Here is a 21,548-nt window from a genome sequence, read left to right on the forward strand (position 1 = left end):
TTTGACGTTGAGCCGTTTTTTAAACTAGGAGTGAGGAGTGGTTGATTTCCCTCCAGGATGCTCAAGCTTCCGAGGGGCGGGCGGTAAGCCTCCCTCGGTGCAGGCGCATGTGGGGTCTCACCTGTCCCAAACCTCCCGCTGGACTTTGAATAAACATCCTTGAATCATCACCGCACGAAGGAAATGCGAATGCAGTTTCCAGGAGTCTCGCACATTAAGCTTCAATCAACCAACCTTATTTATCAATGTTTTTATTTACAAAGTCTATTTATCAACAACCTTTTAGAAAAGAGCCTAAATAAAAAAAGGTAAATTATCATAGAATGCAATCCGGAAAAGAAGAATAACATTAAGATTAAAATGTGTATAACAAGTGTCTTGACATGTGTTATCTTTATAGTTGTAAAACGTATACATAGGGGGATAATGATGAGAGCCTTTCTTGATAGAAAAGGGGTTACCCTTTCAGCCAAGGTATATTTTATTGATGCATTAAGCAGTATGGCACTAGGGTTATTTGCTTCATTAATCATTGGGTTAATTATTAAAACAATCGGTGACCAAGCTGGATTTGAATTCTTGACAGAAATGGGCGTATTGGCTATGGGTCTTATGGGTCCTGCCATCGGAGTTGCAGTCGCATATGGATTGAATGCTCCGCCGCTCGTTATCTTTTCAGCAATTGTCAGCGGGGCAGCAGGAGCCGCGCTTGGGGGACCGGCAGGAAGCTTTGTAGCAGCGGTTATTTCAACGGAAATAGGAAAACTGGTCAGCAAAGAAACGAAAATTGATATTATCGTGACACCGCTTGTCACGATAGCTGTGGGTTATATTGTAGCAACATTGATAGGACCTGGAATTGATTACGGAATGAAAAGCTTTGGCAGCCTGATTATGTGGGGTACTGAGCAAAGGCCTATTATTATGGGCATCATTGTTGCTGTGTTAATGGGACTGGCTTTGACAGCGCCAATTTCTTCAGCGGCTATTGCACTCATGCTTGATTTGCATGGACTTGCTGCCGGAGCTGCAACGGTCGGCTGTGCAGCTCAAATGGTCGGCTTTGCAGTCAGCAGCTTCAGGGAAAACAAAGTTGGGGGATTTATAGCACTGGGAATTGGAACATCCATGCTGCAGGTAGCCAATATTATCAAAAACCCCCGGATTCTCATTCCGCCAACTTTGGCAGGGGCGATCCTGGCGCCTTTTGGAACGACCCTATGGCTGATGGAAAATAACGCAGCCGGAGCAGGCATGGGAACAAGCGGGCTTGTTGGCCAGATTATGACTTTTACAACGATGGGGTTTGGTTCGGACATTTGGATGAAGGTAATCGTATTGCATTTTATTGGACCTGCTCTTATTAGCCTGATATTATCTGAATATATGAGGAAAAAGGGTTGGATTCAATACGGAGATATGAAGATCAACACAGGGGGAGAAAAGAAATGAAAAAATTGGAATCAGTAGAACAATTTAACGAAATGCGCGCGAATGGAAAACATATTTTCATGTTTTCAGCTGATTGGTGCCCTGATTGCCGGATTATTGACCCGGTATTACCTGAAATTGAAGCAAAATATAATGAGTATAACTTTATCTATGTAGACCGCGACCAGTTTATTGATCTTTGTATTGAGCTTGATGTATTTGGAATACCGAGTTTTATCGGTTTCAAGGATGGCCAGGAACTCGGCCGCTTTGTCAGCAAGGATAGAAAAACACAGGAAGAAATCGAGAATTTTATTGGAACGCTTGAAAAATAAGCATTTTTTTAAACCCTCCGGCGTCTCTTTTGAGAAGGAGGGTTTTTTAGTGTAAAATGTTTATCGGAACCAATCCCCATAAGGAGGGGCTTATATATGAAAATGGACAGCAAGAAAATGAAGACCGAATTGGAAAAGCGGTTAGCAAAGGAAAATCGTACTTTTTCCTTTGACAGAGAAAAGGACCAGCTCCGCATTGAAAATAAAGACACTGGCAAGGGAATAACCATTTCACTTCCAGGCATCATTGCCAAGTGGCAGGAACAAAAAGAAAAGGCAATTGACGAAGTCGTTTACTATGTTGAGGAAGGGCTTGAAGCGATGGTGGAAGACGCCCAGTTATCGGGGCATGAAAAGAACATTTTTCCCGTGATTCGCTCCACCTCATTCCCAAGTGAATCTCAGGAAGGGGTACCGTTTTTAACGGATGACCACACAGCTGAAACACGTATTTATTATGCGCTTGACTTGGGCAATACCTATCGCCTTATAGACAAACAGCTTATGGAAAAAGAAGGCTGGGTTCCTGAGAGAATTAAAGAAACCGCGCTATTTAATGTTCGGTCTCTATCTACAGATATGAAGACTGATACAGTAGCAGGCAATACCTTTTATTTCTTAAATAAAAATGATGGCTATGATGCAAGCAGGATTCTGAATGAGGCTTTTATAAAAGAGATGGAGCGGAGAATGGAAGGGTCCATGGCCGTGGCTGTTCCCCATCAGGACGTTTTGATTATTGCCGATATTAAAAATGAAACTGGCTATGATATATTAGCCCAAATGACGATGAGTTTCTTCGCAAGCGGCCGGGTGCCAATCACCTCTTTATCATTTTTATATGAGGACGGAGAGTTTGAACCGATTTTCATCTTGGGTAAAAATAAAAAGAAGTAGTTATTTATGGGATCACGATCTGTGATCCCATTTTATTTTCTTCTAAAATAGATTTTGCCTTTACTGGATCCGGAAGATGAGGTTTAGTGATGAAAGCAGGCGGGTAGCTGTCTGTGGGTCGGAAATCCAATATACCAACGAAATTCAGGATATATCAATCAAAAAAGCAACTATATCAAAGAATCGCTTTAATCCCGCCTGGGCAATAAGTCTTATCGTAATCCCTATGAACCTTTCATCAGAAATTGAGTCGAAAGTATGCCTTAAACCTGTAGTTTGTTTGTAAATTTACCCATTCTGCCTTTAAATGGACTCATTCTCGCATTTATTATTCAAAAACGGTGAATACCTGATAAAATAAGAAAGATAGACTAATAAAGTTCTTAATAGAAAGAGTTGATATAAATGAGCTGGATTAAAAAACTTTTCCATATGTTCAAGCACGATGAAGATGAATATGAAAGTATAGAAGAATATGCAGAAGAACGCGGGCAAGAAAATGTACAGCCGCCTAAAAGTTTTAAAGAAAGTACAAGAGAGAGTTCAAGAGAAAGCTCAAGAGATGTTGATGCTAAGGTACTTTATCAGTATCCTAAAGGCCAGTTCCGTTTTCCGGTAATTTCTGACGGTGAAGGCGAAAGCGAGAAAAGAAAGCCGAGACCCCGCCCTCGTCCGGTTGAAAAACAAGAGGCCCCTGCACGAAAGCCAGAAAAGCGGCAGCCTCGCAGTGTCGAACGTGAACACTCTAAAAAACCTGCACCTCCTGCAGCGAGGGAAGAAAAAATATTGACCAGGAATGAAAGGGAGGCTGCTAATAAGAAGAGGCCGTTCCAGCCAACTGAAATTCCGTCACCTATTTATGGATTTGAGAGACGTAATTCAGGTGCTGCAAAAAGTAAATCAGATCATGAACCAAATGAGATTAAACCTAAAGAGCTTACATATGATGAGATTATGCGTAAAATACAGCAGAGACCGCCGCAAAAACCCAAAAGTACTGCAGAAAACGTAAAAAAAGAAGAAAAGGGTGACACCATTTCCGATAAAATGGAAGCCTTTTACACACAAGCAGATACATCGGAAACGGAAGAACATCCAGTAAACAATTATTCGATCGGAGCAGCCTCTGACTTAATGTTTGAAATTCCGGATGAAGAGGGAGAAGAAAAGCCTCATTCTCAAACAAACCATCCCTCAGGGTCAGATGTGCAGGAGGATCTCTCTGACCAGCGAGAATCGAAGTATTTAAACGATGAAGGTGCCAGAACTGTAACAACTCCTAAAAATATAAACTATGCTCAGGCAAACATCAGTAATTTGCTGGAATACGCTCTTTTAGAAGAGGAAGCCTCTAATGTACAGGGTGACAAGCAAGAAATTACAGAAGCGGTTTCTAAGCCAAGAGGGGAAAACCACCATACATCTTTAGATACAGAAGATGAAGTAAGTGTCCCTAAAACTGAGGTGCAAAACGACACTGGTTTTACAGACTTAACTTTTGAAGAGGAAGTGCCGGAGCAATCAAGTGAAACTGGCCACAAACAGGAGGGCGTCAAACTGGATTTCAGGAGTCCTATGGATGAAAATTCGTGGGAAGCCGGGCAAGCAGAGGCAGCAGAAGTAAATCCGAAAGGTTCAGAGCTGACTTCCAAAGTAGAAGAACTGGGTCATATGCCAGAAACCAGCGAACACATACAGCAGGAACCTGAAACAATAGTCCATGAAAAGCCCAAGAAGGAAGAAGAAGTTTGGCATGCAGAAACTTTTGGAGAAGAACAGCCCGATTCTGAAGAACAGCAGGAAGCTGCTATCGAAGAGGAAGCCAAGCCTGAACAATTGGAAGAATATGAACGACCAGTAGACCCTGTAACCGAAGCAATTCATTTATCAAGCGAGCTTGAACAGGGAGCTTCAAACACTGAGCAGCCCGTACAATCAGCTTCATCAGAACAGAAAGATAGTGCGGTACTGGAGCGGGAACCGGCTTCATCTGAATCTGCAAAAGCAGAACCCGCCTCAAAGGTACAGGCACAGGTTGGGACATCAAATGAAGATCAAAAAGAGAAAAAGCCTTCAAACAGAGGCACTATTCCGTTCAACGTTATTATGCTAAACAATGACAGGAAAAAACTAAATCAGCAAAGCGTATCACACAACAAGCCTGCAGAAGACCAGCAAAAAAAAAATAATATCACAGGATTCCCTGCAGAGAGTTTCCAGCAATCCGCTGCAGCTGTAGAGCAAGCTGAGGATCAAGGCCATGTTTATACAGAGGCAGCGCGCCTAGCTGAAGTACCGCCATCACAAGCAGTTGAAGACAAGCAGCCTGAAGCAGCTACTCTCCAAGAGGAAGATGAAATCTCTTTTTACGAGTTTCCGTCCAGAACCCTGCTGACACCGCCTGTAATCAAAGAAGAGACTTCCGATTGGCTGTATGAGCAGGAGCAAATGTTAAACTCAACATTGAAAAACTTCAATGTCAGGGCAAGGGTAGTCAATGTAACGCAAGGGCCTTCTGTTACGAGATTTGAAGTTCAGCCGGAACCGGGTGTTAAGGTGAACAAAATTACGAATCTTTCAGATGACATTAAACTTAGCCTTGCTGCAAGGGATATCCGCATTGAGGCTCCGATTCCAGGCAAGCATACAATTGGCATCGAGGTTCCGAATCAAAGCAGCCGGCCTGTTTTTATCAGTGAGATCATTAGTACGCCGGAATTTCAAAATAGCGAATCTCCATTAACGGCTGTATTAGGGCTTGATATCTCTGGAAAACCGATCGTTACCGACTTAAGAAAGATGCCACACGGATTGATTGCCGGGGCAACAGGTTCGGGTAAAAGTGTTTGCATTAACACAATCCTTGTGAGCTTGCTATACAAAGCCAGCCCTGATGAATTAAAGCTGCTGCTGGTTGATCCAAAAATGGTGGAACTTGCTCCATATAACCGGATCCCTCATCTGGTAAGTCCTGTTATTACAGATGTAAAAGCAGCTACGGCTGCGTTGAAATGGGCAGTCGAAGAGATGGAACGCAGATATGAATTGTTCGCACATGCAGGAGTCAGGGATATAAATCGTTTTAATGAATTGGCAGAGGAGCATAAACGCTACTCAGAAAAATTGCCATTTATGGTCATCGTGATTGATGAGCTGGCAGACTTAATGATGATGTCTCCGGCAGATGTTGAAGAGGCGATTTGCCGGATAGCCCAAAAAGCACGGGCATGCGGAATTCATCTGATTATCGCTACCCAGCGTCCATCCGTAGATGTTATTACAGGGTTAATTAAAGCAAATGTTCCAACAAGAATTGCCTTTTCCGTGTCATCCCAAATTGATTCCAGAACCATTATCGATATAAGCGGGGCTGAGAAACTTCTGGGCCGAGGAGACATGCTTTTCCTTGAAAATGGAACGTCCAAGCCAGTGCGCCTGCAGGGCACATTCGTTTCTGATAAAGAAATTGATGATGTGGTAGCACATGTGCGCAGGGAACGAGATCCCGACTATTTATTTGAACAGGAAGAGCTATTAAAAAAAGCCCAGGTTGTGGAAGAAGAGGATGAGCTTTTTATTGAAGCATGCGAGTTTGTCGTTGATCAGGGAGGGGCTTCTACTTCCAGCCTGCAGAGACGGTTCAAGATCGGTTATAACAGAGCAGCCCGACTGATTGATATGATGGAGAAGCAAGGCTTTATTTCAGAGAATAGAGGCAGCAAGCCAAGGGATGTCCTCATTACCGAAGCCGACCTCGAATCTATACAAGACACTAGTACATTAAATTAATACATGGTATTCTTTACTTGCATGTTTTAAATAATAAATATAACTACTTTTATAAAAAAGAAAGCTTTCACCGCCTGCTGTCCAGCTTTACAGCCTGCCCCTTGAAAACGCCAGGACCAGCAGGCACAATCGCTTTCTTTATTGTTTGTGAGGAGCTTTTGGGATGAAGGAAATTGAGATGAAGGTAAAAGGGGAAATCAAACGTCTGACTAACCAGACCTTTAAATTTGACGAACGTGTTAGGGATGGCTGGTTTTCAGCAGTTTATTTTCTCAAGACTAGGGAAATTGTTAAGAAATACCATGAGGATAAAATCGTAACGATGCAGTTCTTTCAGAAGAATCACGCCGTTTTGTGCGGGACAGATGAAGTGATTGCTCTGCTTAAAACGTTTGCGGATCGTCCGGACGATTTGGAAATTCATTCTTTAAAAGATGGCGATAAGATTTCTCCCTTTGAAACCGTGCTGACGATTACAGGAAAATACCAGGATTTTGGTTACCTGGAAGGTATCATTGATGGGATATTGGCCAGAAGAACTTCGGTCGCAACGAATGTATATAATGTGGTTAAAGCTGCAAATACATCTGGGGTACAAAAACAGGTCATTTTCATGGGAGACCGTGATGACCATTATATTACTCAGGCTGGCGACGGATATGCAGCCTTCATTGGGGGGGCAACAGCACAAGCTACGCATGCCATGAACGAATGGTGGGGCAAGAAGGGGATGGGGACTATGCCCCATGCACTGATCCAAATGTTTGAGGGGGACATCGTAGCTGCCACAAAGGCTTATCAGGAAACCTTCCCTGAAGACGAACTGGTTGCTTTGGTTGACTACAACAATGATGCAATTACTGATTCATTGAAGGTGGCACGAGCCTTTGGAGACGAGCTTAAAGGTGTACGTGTAGATACCTCGAGAACCTTGATTGATCAATATTTCCTAAGGAACCAGCATCTGCTGGGAACGTTTGACCCTCGCGGAGTAAATGCTGAGCTCATATTTGCTTTAAGAAAAGCATTGGATGATGAAGGCTTCGGGCATGTGAAAATTGTGGTTAGCGGAGGTTTTACCGAATCGCGTATCCGCGAATTTGAAGAGCAGGGTGTACCTGTAGACACCTATGGAGTCGGAAGCAGCTTGCTCAAAATCACAACCGGGTTTACCGGTGACAATGTCATGATTGATGGAAAACACGCAGCCAAGGCTGGACGGCGTTATCGTCCGAACCCTCGCCTTGAAAAGGTTGAATAAATTAGGGGCTGGCACAATCAGCAAACCGTAATATTTACAAACAAAGTAAGGAGCATCCTGTATGGATATGGAAGGCTCGATTTTGAACCTTAATTCTTTCCGTGAGACCAAGCAGCTTCAAGGAGAGAAAAATGCAGTTCAACTATATACACTAGCCGGAGATTACACAGAACGGACCGCAAATATCAGGGAGAAGGTCCGGGCAAAGCATCTATTCCGAAAGACGCTCGGCCTTTCACCTGAAGCTGCTTTTACCGCTTTGCAAAATGGAGTATTTCAGAATTGGTTTCTGTTTGACTATAAAACGATCCAAGGTTCCACGATGTTCAGTCTCTTCCTGAAAAATAATTCCCGGCAGCTTTCGGAGCCCGATTTAATCCAAGGGGCTCTCTTTTTAACATCTGCCATGGAACCGATTAGGGTCAAAAAGTTTGATCGTAACGTAATAACCGCTGTTGGGGCAGAACATGAAAGTTCGTTTCAAATGAGGCATATGGATGGCGATCTGCCTGATATGTCAGCTGGCGAATGGTTTTTCATCAGAAAAATTCCGATACAGATGTTTGACATTGCGATGGGGCCTATCTTGCCTATTAAGGATAAAGTTACAGTAGATAGAATGCTGGAAGCCTATTCGGAGGCAAAACTAAAGTTCCCTGAATTAACGTGGAGAGCTTTTTTAAAGACAAATGTTTTATATTTTTTATTTAGGGAATAAATTAGCTGGCAATACGTTACATAGTTTTTATATATAAATAATGTTATAATGATGCAATACATTAAAGTGTGTGTTCATAAAGAGGACTAAAGTTTCCCGCTTTTTGAGCATTTAGCAACACGGTCATTGGAGCATGTCCTCTAAGGGGAGATGCGCAAATTTTGATATATGTCATATACTGTTTTACAGATATACGATGGTTGGAGGTTCTTTATATGACTATTTACCATTTCGTCGGTATTAAGGGGTCTGGAATGAGTGCATTGGCGCAAGTTCTGCATGATATGAATTATCAGGTTCAAGGCTCCGATTTTGAGAAACACTTTTTTACTCAGGTGGCCCTTGAAAAATCAGGAATAAAGATCCTTCCCTTTCAAAAGGAAAATATACAGCCTGGCATGACGGTGATCGCAGGAAATGCATATCCGGACACTCATGAAGAGATTGAGGAAGCAATGAAGCTTGGCTTGCCTGTTGTGCGTTATCACCGTTTTTTAGGTGATTTTATGAAGAAATTCACGAGCATTGCGGTGACTGGAGCTCATGGGAAGACGTCTACTACAGGCTTGCTTGCGCATGTGATGAGAGGCGCAAAACCAACTTCATTCCTTATTGGAGACGGAACGGGCAAAGGGGACGAAGAAGCAGAATATTTTGTGTTCGAAGCTTGCGAATATAGAAGGCATTTTCTTTCTTATTTCCCTGATTATGCGATAATGACAAATATTGATTTTGACCACCCTGATTACTTTGCCAACATTGATGATGTGTTCTCTGCATTTCAGGAGATGTCATGGCAAGTGAATAAAGGGATTTTTGCATGCGGAGATGACGAGCAGCTGCAAAAAATACAGGCTAAAGTGCCTGTCGTATTTTATGGCTTTGGAGAAGATAATGATTTCCAGGCACGCAATGTGGTGAAAACAACAGAAGGGACTACGTTTGATGTATTTGTCCGTAACACCTTCTACGAGACATTCTCCATTGCAGCATATGGAGATCACAATGTTTTGAATTCCCTGGCTGTTATCGCTTTATGCCATTACGAAGAAATTGATGCAAAAATTGTTCAGGAGCAGCTTCTTTCATTTGAGGGTGTAAAAAGAAGATTCTCCGAAAAAAGTGTGGGATCACAGGTCATTATTGATGACTATGCCCACCATCCGACAGAAATTAAAGCTACTGTAGAAGCAGCAAGGCAAAAGTTTCCCGAAAAGGAAGTAGTGGCTGTATTCCAGCCTCATACTTTTACGAGGACTCAAGCGTTTCTTGATGATTTTGCAGCCAGCCTTAATTTAGCCGATAAAGTCTATCTTTGCGAAATTTTCGGCTCTGCCCGTGAGAACCACGGAAAGCTTACGATTGATGATTTAAAAGCTAAAATACCAGATGCAGAGATTCTGAGCGAAGAAGAAACAGCCGTTTTAAAAAATCATGAAAATGGCGTAATTATGTTTATGGGAGCCGGCGATATTCAAAAGTTCCAGCAGGCATATGAAAACCAGCTATAAAAAAAAGGATGCGCCATTTGGCAGCATCCTTTTTTATTTAGACTGTTTTTGCTATTTACCAAATGAAAAGAGCGGTTTGATTTCCGCTCCAATCAATTTATTTATCAACTGATTGCTTTCACAAACACCTATTAAACAACAAACCTTAGAGAAGTGCCTTTATTTATTTCAAATTCTCAGGATTTAGTGCTTCCAGTTCAGGAATCACAAATCGGCCGTCTTTGCGGATTAACACATCATCAAAATAGATTTCCCCGCCGCCATAGTCAGGGCGCTGGATATTAACCATATCCCAATGAATGTTGGATTTATTGCCATTATATGCTTCGTCATAGCATTGGCCTGGTGTGAAGTGGAAGCTGCCGTCAATTTTTTCATCGAATAGGATATCCTGCATTGGATGAAGAATATACGGATTTACACCGATTGCAAATTCACCGACATATCGTGCGCCTTCATCTGTATCAAAGATTTTATTAATTCGTTCGCTGTCATTGGCTTCCGCCTCAACAATTTTCCCGTCTTTGAATGTTAGCTTTACATTTTCGAAAGTAAATCCATGGTATGGAGACGGAGTGTTATATGTAATAACACCATTAACTGAATCGCGTACCGGAGCCGTATAAACCTCCCCGTCTGGAATATTCATTTGGCCCGAACACTTGATAGCGGGAATGTCTTTAATAGAAAAGGACAAATCTGTTCCAGGCCCAGTAAGTTTAACCTTATCGGTTTTATTCATCAATTCCACAAGATTGTCCATTGCTTTGTCCATTTTACCGTAATCCAAATTACAAACATCAAAGTAGAAGTCTTCAAATGCTTCCGTGCTCATTTTAGCTAATTGGGCCATGGAAGAGTTAGGATAGCGCAGAACAACCCATTTTGTCTTTGGCACACGAATTTCTCTATGAACTTTTTTTCCGATTGTGGAACCATGAATTTTCATTTTATCATCAGGCACATCTGCATGTTCGTTAATGTTATCTCCTGAGCGGAGCCCTATGTATGCATCCATTTTGGCCATCACATTGGCTTCAAACTCAGCCATCATATTAAATTGTTCCTCCTGTGCTCCTAAAAGAAGGGAACGGTCAACCTGGTGGTCTTTTAATAAAACAAAAGGGTATCCACCTGCCGCATATGCTTCTTTCACAAGGGCGGTTACCAGTTCTCTTTGCAGTCCGAAATTTTCAATTAGGACTTTCTCGCCTTTTTGCAGCTGGACAGAATAATTGATCAGATTCTTAGCAAGCATTTCTATACGAGGATCTTTCATCGCCTAAATCCCTCCAAAAATTATTTTTTCCGACAAATCTTATTGTAACCGAAATTAAGATTTTGTTGAATCTTTTCCAACTATGCTAAGATTTACTTTGATAAGAGAAAATAGGAATAATAGAAGGATATTGGTTACTGGAAATGGAATCTAATAATGTACGCCTGGTTTAGAGGCAGTGCATCTGGGTAAAAAGTTAGTATACAGAAAACCGGAGGTGTATGAAATGGAAATTATTTTATATTTGAGTGTGGCAGTAATTGCTATCGCGTTCCTAGTTTTAGTCATTTACTTGGCCAAAACATTGAAATCTTTACAGGGAACATTGGATAATGTATCTCACACGCTGGCAGGTCTTGAAAAGCAATTGGATGGAGTTACAAAAGAAACAACGGTCCTGCTACATAAGACCAATACGTTGGCAACAGACATTCAGCAAAAGTCTGAAAACCTGAACAGTGTAGTGACCGCGGTTAAGGAAGTTGGGGACTCTGTCCGCAGATTTAACGGATCTATTCAGAAAATTACATCTTCAGTAAACACACAGCTTGAACAAAATAAAGATAAAATCTCACAGGTGGTACAGTGGAGCAATGTTCTTCTTGAAATTAAGGATAAGTGGAAAATGAGAAAGGATGACCCTTATCAGTATAATGTCGAGGAGAAACAAATGCTTCCGCCCGAACGCCAAAGAGAGAGAGCAAGGTACTAGAAATCGAGGAGGAAAAAGAATGAATAGCCAGGACCGTAACCAGTTTGAGGTAAACCAGACAAAATCAGAGGAAAATATCAATACGAAAGACTTTATGATCGGCGCTTTAATAGGAGGCATGGTTGGCGCTGCAACCGCCCTGTTCCTTGCTCCTAAATCTGGTAAAGAGCTACAGAGCGACCTAAACGAGAAAGCGTCAGTCTTAAAAGAAAAATCAGGCCAATTTCGTGAAACAGCAATGACAAAGGGAACAGAGCTTGCGACAGTCGCAAAAGAAAAAACAAATGCTCTCACCCAAACAGTTACAAAGCAGTCAAATGAAATAGTCAATAAAGTGAAAAGTATGAAGGAAAGCCAAAATGCCAATGGACAGGCTTCTGAAAATGGTGCTGCTGAAGGAGCCAGTGATTTGGCTTCAGAGAGCATTAATGCTGAAGGATATCAGCCAGAAGGCAATGCACCAGTAAATGATGCAGAAATTCAAATGAAGCTTGAGGAAACAAAACAGGCCTTTGACGAAACTGAACAAAAGTATAATCAATAAATTTGTCTTAAAAACGGTGAAGTGATACTATTACTTCACCGTTATTTTTTTTGGATAGAGTTCCGGCGCCGGTGCTTTTCTAATTGAGGAGGTAGTAAGATGATAAAATTTGATAGCAATGAAGCATTTGATCAAGCCGTTAAGTCAGGAGAGCAGCTGCTGCTTTTAAAACACAGCTCAACATGCCCGGTCAGCGGAGCGGCTTATGAAGAATACGAAAGCTTTGCAAACGAGCATAAAGATTTGAACATTTATTATTTGGTTGTCCAGGAGGATCGCCCGTTATCCAATCATATCGCGGAAACTTTTCATATTAAACATGAATCCCCCCAAGCCATTTTGTTTAATAACGGGGATGTGGCATGGCATGCTTCCCATTGGAAAATCACATATGATTCACTCCAGAAAGCGTTAGACGAAAATAAATAAACATCCGAATTTAAACGGCACCCCCAATTGTTAGACTCATCCAACAGTTAGAGGTGCCGTTTTTTATATAGGCTTTAGATTCGAGTCCTTCTTATTAATAGCAGGCCAGACAATTTTGAGATCATCGCCCGGTTCAATCGGGTCATGAAAAGTCGTTTTTTCCCCATTTCTTAATAGAATAAATTTGCCGGTTGAATCCGCAGGCATTTCTATCTCTACATGGTTAAATAAATCCTGGAAAATAAATGGGCTTATTTTTTTGTGTATAACTGTAAGTACATCCCCATCATAAATGCTGTCATTCTCCGATAGGGCTGTTCCTTGTCTTTGAAACTCAGTCATGGTTCTGGAAATCTTTATCCTCTTGCCATTGAAAATAACAGGGATACTTTGCGATAGTATTAGCTGTTTTAAATTAGCTATTTCTTTTACGGTTGGTGTACCTCTTTTTTCAATCAAAAGAGTGTCTCCATGTTCTACCGTATGATGAGGTTTTACCTCCAGGCCGTTACGAAGAATTCTCCCCGAAAGGCGCGGCAAAAAGGTTTCTTTTCCATTCATATTGAACCGAAAGGGCTTTAGCTCTTTTAGCAGTTCTCTTAAGCTTAAGGCATTTAAGGTTTCTTCCACTGTTTCAGGAATTCTGCAATCGATTTTATCTCTATCCCTTAAAACCTGATCAGCTGCAGCAGGTACACCATTACATGTGATTTCAGCCTGGATGGTATGGTTTTGGCTATTAATGGTCACAGACTTAACAGGAATATCGTCAATTAGATCCCTGATCCGTACTTCAGCTGGAAGACCGTCCCTGCCTCTTTCAACTGTAATTTGATCTCCAGTTGCAACTTGTTCATCCAATGAGCTTAAAATCCCATTCCGTAAAATAGCTGGAGCTTCTCCATGACCGCCCGGGATTGTTATGTTTTGTGCGTTTACACTAACAATCATAGCAAGGCCTGGTTTTCCATATAATTTATTCATTTTAATGCCTGCGGCCAAAAGACAATCTCCTACTGTAAGTCTTTTAACCTCAAATAGGCGGACTGGCTGCTCGTTGACGTAGACAGTACAATAATGGACAGGAGACTTTTGTGCAGCAATGGCAATCCCGATTGGCGTGACAAGTTCTGGTCCTTGCTTAATTATGTCCGAGACACTCAGCCCATTAATAGCATCTATCCCCCGGATAGCCACTCTATTCTCAGGAAGGCCCAGTTTACGGGCTATTCTGGAAGGAAGATCCGGCGTTAAGCTCCCGCCTCCTATGAGCATAACGGCTTTAGGGGGCCTGTTATTTAAACTAAGGATTTCATTGCATATGGAATCTGCCAGACGGTCTAATGCCGGGGAAATCAGTTCGACAACATCGTCTTTGTTGACCTCCGTTTCAAATCCAAGAATATCTGTAACTGCAATCGTATCATGGACAAGAAGGTCTCTTTTGGCTTTTTCAGCTAACGGAAAATCCAATAGGAGCTGATCGCTGACAGCCTCCGTTATTTCATCGCCTGCTACAGGCACCATGCCATAGGCAATAACGGTTCCCATGTCTGTAATGGCAATATCCGAGGTACCGGCCCCAATGTCTACGAGGGCCACATTCAATCTCCTCATGGACGGCGGGATGAGCACATTAATCGCTGCAATTGGCTCAAGGGTTAAAGCCTCCATTTCCAGCCCCGCTCTGTGGAGGGCTGAAATAAGTGATTCCACTACAACCTTTGGCAAAAAAGTAGCGATAATTTCAACTGAAGCCTCTTCTCCCTTCTGGTCAATTAAATTGCCGATTTCTTCCCCATCCAGGCGGTAGTAAAGAACAGAATAACCTACACAATAATAATAATAGCTTTTTTCAATTTCATGTTTTTCGGCGACGATTGCCTGTGCCTGCTGAACAGCGCTTAATTCAAGATGAAGGATATCCTGTCTTTGCAGCATGGGTTTTCCGCTAATATTAATGGAAGCTTCAGCCCTCTCTGTTCTTAGAGCTCTTCCAGCAGCAGCTACACATACCTTTTCCAGCGGGCCGTGTTTTGTTTCAAGTTCATCCTTGATTTCTGATATAATCCTTGAAACAGCTAAAACATCATGGATTTGGCCGTCCAGCATTGCCCGTTCAACATGCTCCTTTATTACAATATCTTTAGCATGATACTGGCCCTCGTGTTCTTCAAGAATAATGCCAACCACAGAACGCGTACCGATATCGAGTGAAAATAGCTTTTTTTGTTCGTACAAAGCGATACACCTTCTTTGTTTTATGCCATAAAATGGCTTAATGACGCTTTATTACTTAAAAGCGTTTAATTAATAAAGATATTTTTCGTGACATGTCTGAATAATTCATATATAATAACCCTAATTATAAAAAATGTATCACATATCAAGATGCCGTAAAAGAGAAAGAATGGAAATGTTTAACTTGGCGAATGATAAAATATATTCGCTCTATGCATGTTTCTTATCAAAAAATTGCGGCTCTAATTTAGATTTGAAAGGAAGGGACAGGAAATGAGCAATAATGAGCTAGATAAACTGCGGGATCGAGTAGATGAGCTGAATCTTCAGCTGTTATCATTGATCAATGAAAGAGCAGAACTTGTTCAAGAAATCGGAAGAGTAAAGGAAACACAAGGGGTTTATCGTTATGATCCTGTCCGCGAACGCGATATGCTGGACTTGATTAAAGAAAATAATGACGGTCCATTCGAAAACTCTACGATTGAGCATATGTTCAAGGAAATTTTTAAAGCAGGCCTTGAGCTTCAAAAAGATGATCATCGAAAAGCGCTTCTTGTTTCACGAAAAAAGAAGCCTGAAAATACAATTGTTGATTTAAAGGGAGAAAAGGTGGGAGACGGCAACCCTCATCTAGTATTTGGCCCTTGTGCAGTTGAGTCTTATGAACAAGTAGCAACAGTTGCCGAGGCTGTTAAAGCGAAAGGCCTTAAACTTCTGCGCGGCGGTGCTTATAAGCCTAGAACATCTCCATATGATTTCCAGGGACTGGGCCTGGAAGGATTAAAAATATTAAAGAGAGTGGCAGATGAATATGATTTGGCTGTGATTTCTGAAATTGTAAGCCCGAATGATATTGAAACTGCTGTCAACTATATTGATGTAATCCAAATTGGCGCAAGAAATATGCAAAACTTTGAACTTTTAAAAGCAGCCGGTGCTGTAAATAAGCCAGTTCTATTAAAACGCGGTATTGCAGCAACCATCGAAGAATTCATTAATGCAGCAGAGTATATTATGTCACAAGGAAATGGACAGATCATTCTTTGCGAGCGCGGAATTCGCACATACGAGCGCGCAACGCGAAATACCCTGGATATCTCTGCAGTTCCAATTCTGAAACAGGAAACACATTTACCTGTACTTGTTGATGTTACGCATTCAACGGGACGAAGAGATTTGCTGCTGCCTGCTGCTAAAGCAGCATTGGCAATTGGAGCGGACGGCGTAATGGCGGAAGTGCACCCGGATCCAGCCGTTGCCCTGTCAGATTCAGCGCAGCAAATGGATCTTAACCAATTTGATCACTTTATGTCTGAACTGCAATCCTCGGCTTTGCTAAGAGTATAAATGTAATGCATCGAGCCTTCTGTTAATCAGCAGAAGGCTTTTTCATGTGCGATAAACGAAATTCAAGCTTTTTTTCAAAAAATCAAGCCTTGACATTGCGGCAAATCCTGGACTGTCGTATGATTAGATACATAATTAAACATGTGTATCCAATCACAAAATAGGATAAAAAATGAGTAGGTTATGAAAGGTTGCTGTAAAATATAAAGTAATAGAAGTGACCGCTATACGAGAAGGAGTGACAGTCATAATGAATGTAACAATATACGATGTGGCAAGAGAAGCGAATGTTTCCATGGCAACGGTTTCTCGTGTCGTAAATGGTAATCCGAATGTAAAGCCCGCAACAAGAAAGAAAGTAATGGAAGTGATCGACAGGCTTGGGTATCGTCCAAACGCTGTAGCCCGCGGACTGGCAAGCAAAAAAACAACAACTGTCGGCGTTATTATACCCGATATCTCGAGTACCTTTTTTGCAGAACTGGCTAGGGGTATTGAAGATATCGCAACGATGTACAAGTACAATATCATTTTGAGCAACTCTGATCAAAATGTCGAGAAAGAGCTGCATTTGCTTAATACTATGCTTGGAAAGCAGGTAGATGGCATTGTGTTTATGGGAGGCAATATTACTTCAGAGCATGTTGAGGAATTTGAAAAGTCCCCGGTTCCGATTGTTCTTGCGGGGTCTATTGAAGAGTCCGGCAAGATTCCATCCGTTAATATTGATTATGAAGAGGCTGCTTTTGATGTAGCGAAATCTTTCATTGAAAAAGGCCACAAAGAAGTTGCGATTGTTGTTGGCCCTCTCCGTGAACCAATCAATAAAGAAAAGAAACTGGCAGGCTATAAGCGTGCGCTGGAAGAAGCTGAAGTTACCTATCGCGAGGATCTGGTCGTTGAAGGAGATTATACGTATGACTCAGGAATAGAAGCCTTTGAAAAGCTCTTGGAAGCTGATCCAAGGCCAACAGCGATCTTTGCGGGATCAGATGAAATGGCCTTGGGAATTGTCCACGGAGCGGAAGATAAAGGCTATAAAATTCCTGAGGATTTTGAGGTCATCAGCTCCGATAACACCCGGTTAGCATTAATGGTACGTCCTCAGCTGACTTCTGTTGTACAGCCGTTATATGACATTGGGGCCGTTGCGATGCGCCTTCTTACTAAATTGATGAATAAAGAATCAGTGGATGAACAAATTGTCGTACTTCCTCACCGAATTGAAGAAAGAGACTCAACAAAATAACCAAACTGCCGATATAAAGGATAGAAAAGATGAACGCCTTACATTTTAGAGTGGAAGGCGTTCTTCCATTTATCTATTTATTACGATCATTTGGGTACAAGCCCAGGCATTATGCAACCGATCAGGGAGAGAGAATATGAGGAAGTTTGATGTATTGACGCCAGCGGGGCTGTTAATTGGCCTGGCAATGCTTATCTTTGGGATCGTTTCGAATGGAGGAACTAGTGGTTTCTTCTCGTTTATTGATCCCTCTTCCATGCTGATTGTTTTAGGCGGTCTAATAGCCGGGCTGCTTGTAAGTTTTCCTTTAAAAGATATCAAGCATATGGCTACTGTTATTAAGCAGGTCTTCTCCAGCGAAGAACAAAGTATAGGCAGGCTTATTGGAATATTTGTGCGCCTTTCCGATCGCGCCCGCCGGGAAGGGCTGTTATCGCTTGAAGCTGAAGTGGAAAAGGTGGATGACGCTTTTATCCGAAAGGGAATTTATCTTGCCGTTGATGGAATCGAGCCCGATGTCATAACGGATATTATGGATGCTGAGATCACAGCGATGGAAGAAAGGCATCGAAAAGGCAGAAGCATTCTTGAGAAAGCAGGGGAATATGCTCCCGCTTGGGGGATGATTGGGACGCTGATTGGTCTTGTTCTCATGCTGAAAAATCTCAATGATCCTTCTACACTGGGACCTAATATGGCTATTGCCCTATTAACAACTTTATATGGCTCGCTGCTGGCCAATCTGGTTTTTCTTCCAATGGCAGCAAAACTGGCTTTAAAGACAGAAAGAGAAGTATTTTTAAAGCAAATCATTATTGAAGGGGTAATTGGGGTTCAATCTGGACAGAATCCAAAAATCCTTGAAGAAAAGCTAAGTGCGTTTCTATCTTCCGAAGAACGCAGAGCATTGGAAGCAATCATCAACGAAGGTGAGGCACTGGAATATGAAGCTTAGGCGAAGGCCTCCTGAGCCAGCTAAGGGTGCCCCTAGGTGGATGGTTACATTTTCAGATCTAGTTACACTGATTTTGGTATTTTTTATATTGCTATTTTCCATGTCGCAGATTGACATGATTAAATTTAAAGCAATTTCCGAATCATTCCGTGATAGGCAGGTGCTCGATTTCTACCCTTCTATTATACCCAATGAGCACCCCGCAAGCATGGAACTGGACGATCAAATTCCAAGTGAAAAAGGAGACTCACTTGATCAGTTATTAATGGAAATCCAGACATTCTTAGATCAAAATGGCCTGGAAGATGTTATTGTTGCAAACAGAACCGAACGCGGTGTGGTACTTGTTCTGCAGGAACAGGTGTTATTTGAATCTGGAGAAGCCAGCCTAATTGATCGCTCCTATCTATTTCTGGATAAAGTCGGCACAGTCTTAGCCAGCATGCCAAACCTGGTAAAAGTGGAAGGCCATACTGATAACCGGCCGATTACGACATACAGATATCCTTCAAATTGGGAGCTGTCTGCAGCCCGGGCCAGCACAGTGATAAGATACTTAACTGAAAACCATAATCTTGAGAACCGCAGGTTTATTGCAGTTGGCTACGGGGAGACCCGACCGGTAGTCCCAAATTCCGGACCGGAAAATTGGGAGAAAAACCGCCGGGTAGAAATCATTATTTCTGATCCGAAATATGATGAAGAAAGATAAATAAATAATTGACTCCTGGTCTGGCATTTGCCAGGCTTTTTTATTTGGAAATACGAGGGATTGCCTTTGGCCTGTATTTAGCTGAATATGGCCGGTAAATGCTTTACCTTCGGCCGATAAAATAGAAAAAGGCTGGCATCCGGTTCTAATACAAGCCAGCCGTTTGTCAGCCTTTTTATTTACATAGACTCTGTCATTTTCCTGTTTCGGATGGGATAAAGAACTTTGTCCAATGTTTGGGCGTTCTTTTCAGTTATCTCACTTTTACGGGGGATTGGCGGATAAAGATCATCAGGATCATCCCACTGAAGGGGAAGGGGCACTGGAGCGTGCTTTTTCCAAGTGTTTACCCATTCGGCAGGCAGGCTGCCATAAGAATTTGAGTTTTCAGTCATTTCAAGCCAAATCAAGGCCCAGGCCCTGGGTACTACACGCCAAATATCATAGCCCCCACCGCCGACAGCGATCCATTTTCCATCACAGTACTCATGGGCAATTTCATGTGCCAGTTTAGGGATCTCCCTGTATATTTTCATGGTTGAGGACAAATGAGTAAGCGGGTCCAAATAATGTGAATCTGCACCATTCTGGGTGAGAATCACGTCAGGCTTAAAGAATTCGGCTACCTCTCGAAAGGCTGTCCGGTAGGCATGGAGCCAGGAATCATCTTCTGTAAAAGCATCTACTGGTATATTAAAAGAAAAGCCGTATCCTTTTCCTTGTCCCCGTTCATTTATATTGCCTGTGCCCGGAAATAAATACCGTCCTGTTTCATGGATGGATAATGTACATACATCAGGATCATCATAAAACGACCATTGCACACCGTCTCCATGGTGTGCATCTGTATCGACATACAGTACCTTGGCTTTGTATTTTTCCTGAATATATTTAATGGCAACAGAGGTATCATTATATATGCAAAAGCCTGATGCTTTTCCGCGAAAACCATGATGCAGCCCTCCGCCGAGGTGGAGAGCATGCTTTGCCCGTCCGCTCATGACGGAGTCTACGGCAGCCAGAGTCCCTCCTACCAGCAGCGAGCTTGCTTCATGCATATTTGGAAAAATAGGTGTATCCTCAGTCCCCAATCCGTAATTTTCCCCTATATCTTCAGGAAGCTGTCCCTGGCCGGCCAGTTTAACAGCGTTCACATAGCTTGGATCATGGATCAGGTGGAGTTCTTCATCGGTAGCTGGGCGAGGAGGAACAATTTGATGATCCTCAATCGCTTTCATATTTTTTAGCAAATCGAGTGTCAGTTTGAGCCTAACCTGGTTAAAAGGATGGTTTTTGCTGAATTTGTAGTTCAGCAGTTCTTTTGAATATACAAAGACTGAATCATGAGTCATAGAGAAATCCCCGGCAGGTTAGGCCATAATACTTCAAAGCCGGCTTTTTTCAAATCTTCAATAACAAAAGTCGGATTCATGGTTTGAACTCTTAACACCAGAATTTTAAACTTCTCATCCTTTTTATCCGGATAAACAAGGACACTCTGAATATTTGCTTTCCTTTTGCAAATGACTTCTGTAACTTCGAAAAGCATGCCAGCCCTATTAGGCACCTTTACTTCTATCTGGGACCCCGGCTGATGAGCGCCTGTCAATTGGACCAGGGTGTGAAGAAGGTCTGTTTCAGTCACAATCCCAACAAGCTTGCTATCTTTTAATATAGGAAGACAGCCTATACGGTGCTCATAGAAAATAGCAGCAATTTCTTCTGCAAAATCAAGGGGATGCCCCGTAATGATTTCTGTTTTCATAATTGTTTCCAAAGGCTTTTGAAGATCTTCCTTAAATAATTCTGTATGAAAAATAGATGGTGTGGCATCCCGAATATCCCTGTCTGTGACAAGGCCCACCAGGTTATTAGCATTATCAGTTACGGGCAAGTGGCGTACTTTATTTGCATTCATTATTTTTATGGCGTCGGCTATACTGTCATCCTTTGTCAGTGTAGTGACATCCGTCTTCATAATTTCTTCAACAATCACTTTTAGAGCCTCCTTAATAGAACTATATGGAGTATCCCTGCTCCCCGGCCAGCCAAATAATAAATAGGCCTGAGCTGGAGTAGGACAAAGCGTATTTTTTAACATTGAAGCAATTTTTCATGCTACTGCTGACACTTCA

General features: G+C 42.1%; 18 protein-coding genes. 14 read left to right on the forward strand and 4 right to left on the reverse strand.

The features are described 5' to 3' along the window. Window positions 1-429: 429 nt before the first annotated feature. The 7 genes from J7I93_RS23825 (at window position 430) to murC (ending at window position 9,942) form a co-directional block, all read left to right on the forward strand. Complete coding sequence (locus J7I93_RS23825; protein WP_214729254.1) at window positions 430-1,452, forward strand: PTS sugar transporter subunit IIC; 1,023 nt, start codon at window positions 430-432, stop codon at window positions 1,450-1,452. Continuing rightward, window positions 1,449-1,766, forward strand: a complete 318-nt coding sequence (locus J7I93_RS23830) for a thioredoxin family protein (protein WP_214729217.1) — start codon at window positions 1,449-1,451, stop codon at window positions 1,764-1,766. The genes J7I93_RS23825 and J7I93_RS23830 overlap by 4 nt, the downstream gene beginning before the upstream one ends. 96 nt (window positions 1,767-1,862) lie before the next feature. Next, on the forward strand, window positions 1,863-2,663 hold the full coding sequence (locus tag J7I93_RS23835) for a DUF1444 domain-containing protein (protein ID WP_214729219.1): 801 nt from the start codon (window positions 1,863-1,865) through the stop codon (window positions 2,661-2,663). Window positions 2,664-3,068: 405 nt separating this feature from the next. After that, the gene (locus J7I93_RS23840) at window positions 3,069-6,452 is read left to right on the forward strand and encodes a DNA translocase FtsK (RefSeq protein WP_214988591.1); all 3,384 of its coding nucleotides are present in this window, start codon (window positions 3,069-3,071) and stop codon (window positions 6,450-6,452) included. Between the two features lie 163 nt (window positions 6,453-6,615). Next, the gene (locus J7I93_RS23845) at window positions 6,616-7,713 is read left to right on the forward strand and encodes a nicotinate phosphoribosyltransferase (protein WP_214729220.1); all 1,098 of its coding nucleotides are present in this window, start codon (window positions 6,616-6,618) and stop codon (window positions 7,711-7,713) included. Window positions 7,714-7,774: 61 nt separating this feature from the next. After that, entirely contained in the window at window positions 7,775-8,431 is a 657-nt protein-coding gene (locus tag J7I93_RS23850) for a hypothetical protein (protein WP_214729222.1), read from the forward strand. Between the two features lie 215 nt (window positions 8,432-8,646). After that, window positions 8,647-9,942, forward strand: coding sequence for a UDP-N-acetylmuramate--L-alanine ligase (murC, locus tag J7I93_RS23855; RefSeq protein WP_214729224.1), 1,296 nt, complete (start codon window positions 8,647-8,649; stop codon window positions 9,940-9,942). Between the two features lie 163 nt (window positions 9,943-10,105). Here the strand turns inward: murC and J7I93_RS23860 are convergent, their stop codons facing one another. Further along, window positions 10,106-11,221 carry an aminopeptidase gene (locus J7I93_RS23860; RefSeq protein ID WP_214729226.1) on the reverse strand — a complete coding sequence of 372 codons (1,116 nt, stop codon included), beginning with the start codon at window positions 11,219-11,221 and terminating at the stop codon, window positions 10,106-10,108. Window positions 11,222-11,447: 226 nt separating this feature from the next. On the opposite strand from J7I93_RS23860, the gene J7I93_RS23865 reads away from it, so the two are divergent. The 3 genes from J7I93_RS23865 to ytxJ all read left to right on the forward strand — a co-directional run bounded on the left by J7I93_RS23865 (window position 11,448) and on the right by ytxJ (window position 12,906). Further along, entirely contained in the window at window positions 11,448-11,933 is a 486-nt protein-coding gene (locus tag J7I93_RS23865) for a DUF948 domain-containing protein (protein WP_214729228.1), read from the forward strand. A 19-nt stretch (window positions 11,934-11,952) separates the two neighbouring features. Then, on the forward strand, window positions 11,953-12,477 hold the full coding sequence (locus tag J7I93_RS23870) for a YtxH domain-containing protein (protein WP_214729230.1): 525 nt from the start codon (window positions 11,953-11,955) through the stop codon (window positions 12,475-12,477). Between the two features lie 99 nt (window positions 12,478-12,576). Further along, the gene (gene ytxJ / locus J7I93_RS23875; protein WP_214729232.1) at window positions 12,577-12,906 is read left to right on the forward strand and encodes a bacillithiol system redox-active protein YtxJ; all 330 of its coding nucleotides are present in this window, start codon (window positions 12,577-12,579) and stop codon (window positions 12,904-12,906) included. Window positions 12,907-12,969: 63 nt separating this feature from the next. Here the strand turns inward: ytxJ and J7I93_RS23880 are convergent, their stop codons facing one another. Then, window positions 12,970-15,147, reverse strand: a complete 2,178-nt coding sequence (locus tag J7I93_RS23880; RefSeq protein ID WP_214729234.1) for a cell division protein FtsA — start codon at window positions 15,145-15,147, stop codon at window positions 12,970-12,972. Window positions 15,148-15,420: 273 nt separating this feature from the next. Here J7I93_RS23880 and J7I93_RS23885 point away from each other — a divergent pair, with 273 nt between their 5' ends. The 4 genes from J7I93_RS23885 (at window position 15,421) to motS (ending at window position 19,413) form a co-directional block, all read left to right on the forward strand. Next, entirely contained in the window at window positions 15,421-16,497 is a 1,077-nt protein-coding gene (locus J7I93_RS23885; protein ID WP_214729236.1) for a bifunctional 3-deoxy-7-phosphoheptulonate synthase/chorismate mutase, read from the forward strand. Window positions 16,498-16,744: 247 nt separating this feature from the next. Then, complete coding sequence (gene ccpA / locus J7I93_RS23890) at window positions 16,745-17,746, forward strand: catabolite control protein A (RefSeq protein WP_214729256.1); 1,002 nt, start codon at window positions 16,745-16,747, stop codon at window positions 17,744-17,746. Window positions 17,747-17,882: 136 nt separating this feature from the next. Further along, window positions 17,883-18,701, forward strand: coding sequence for a flagellar motor protein MotP (gene motP / locus J7I93_RS23895; protein WP_214729239.1), 819 nt, complete (start codon window positions 17,883-17,885; stop codon window positions 18,699-18,701). Beyond that, the gene (gene motS / locus J7I93_RS23900; RefSeq protein WP_214729241.1) at window positions 18,691-19,413 is read left to right on the forward strand and encodes a flagellar motor protein MotS; all 723 of its coding nucleotides are present in this window, start codon (window positions 18,691-18,693) and stop codon (window positions 19,411-19,413) included. The genes motP and motS overlap by 11 nt, the downstream gene beginning before the upstream one ends. Window positions 19,414-19,592: 179 nt before the next feature. Here motS and J7I93_RS23905 read toward each other — a convergent pair whose 3' ends face one another. After that, a complete protein-coding gene (locus tag J7I93_RS23905) occupies window positions 19,593-20,765 on the reverse strand; it encodes an acetoin utilization protein AcuC (protein ID WP_214729243.1) in 1,173 nt (390 codons plus the stop codon). Continuing rightward, on the reverse strand, window positions 20,762-21,409 hold the full coding sequence (locus J7I93_RS23910; RefSeq protein WP_214729246.1) for an acetoin utilization AcuB family protein: 648 nt from the start codon (window positions 21,407-21,409) through the stop codon (window positions 20,762-20,764). The genes J7I93_RS23905 and J7I93_RS23910 overlap by 4 nt, the downstream gene beginning before the upstream one ends. Window positions 21,410-21,548 lie beyond the last annotated feature (139 nt).

It is taken from the genome of Bacillus sp. ISL-47, assembly GCF_018613175.1.
In the GTDB taxonomy this organism is placed as follows: Bacteria; Bacillota; Bacilli; order Bacillales; family Cytobacillaceae; genus Cytobacillus.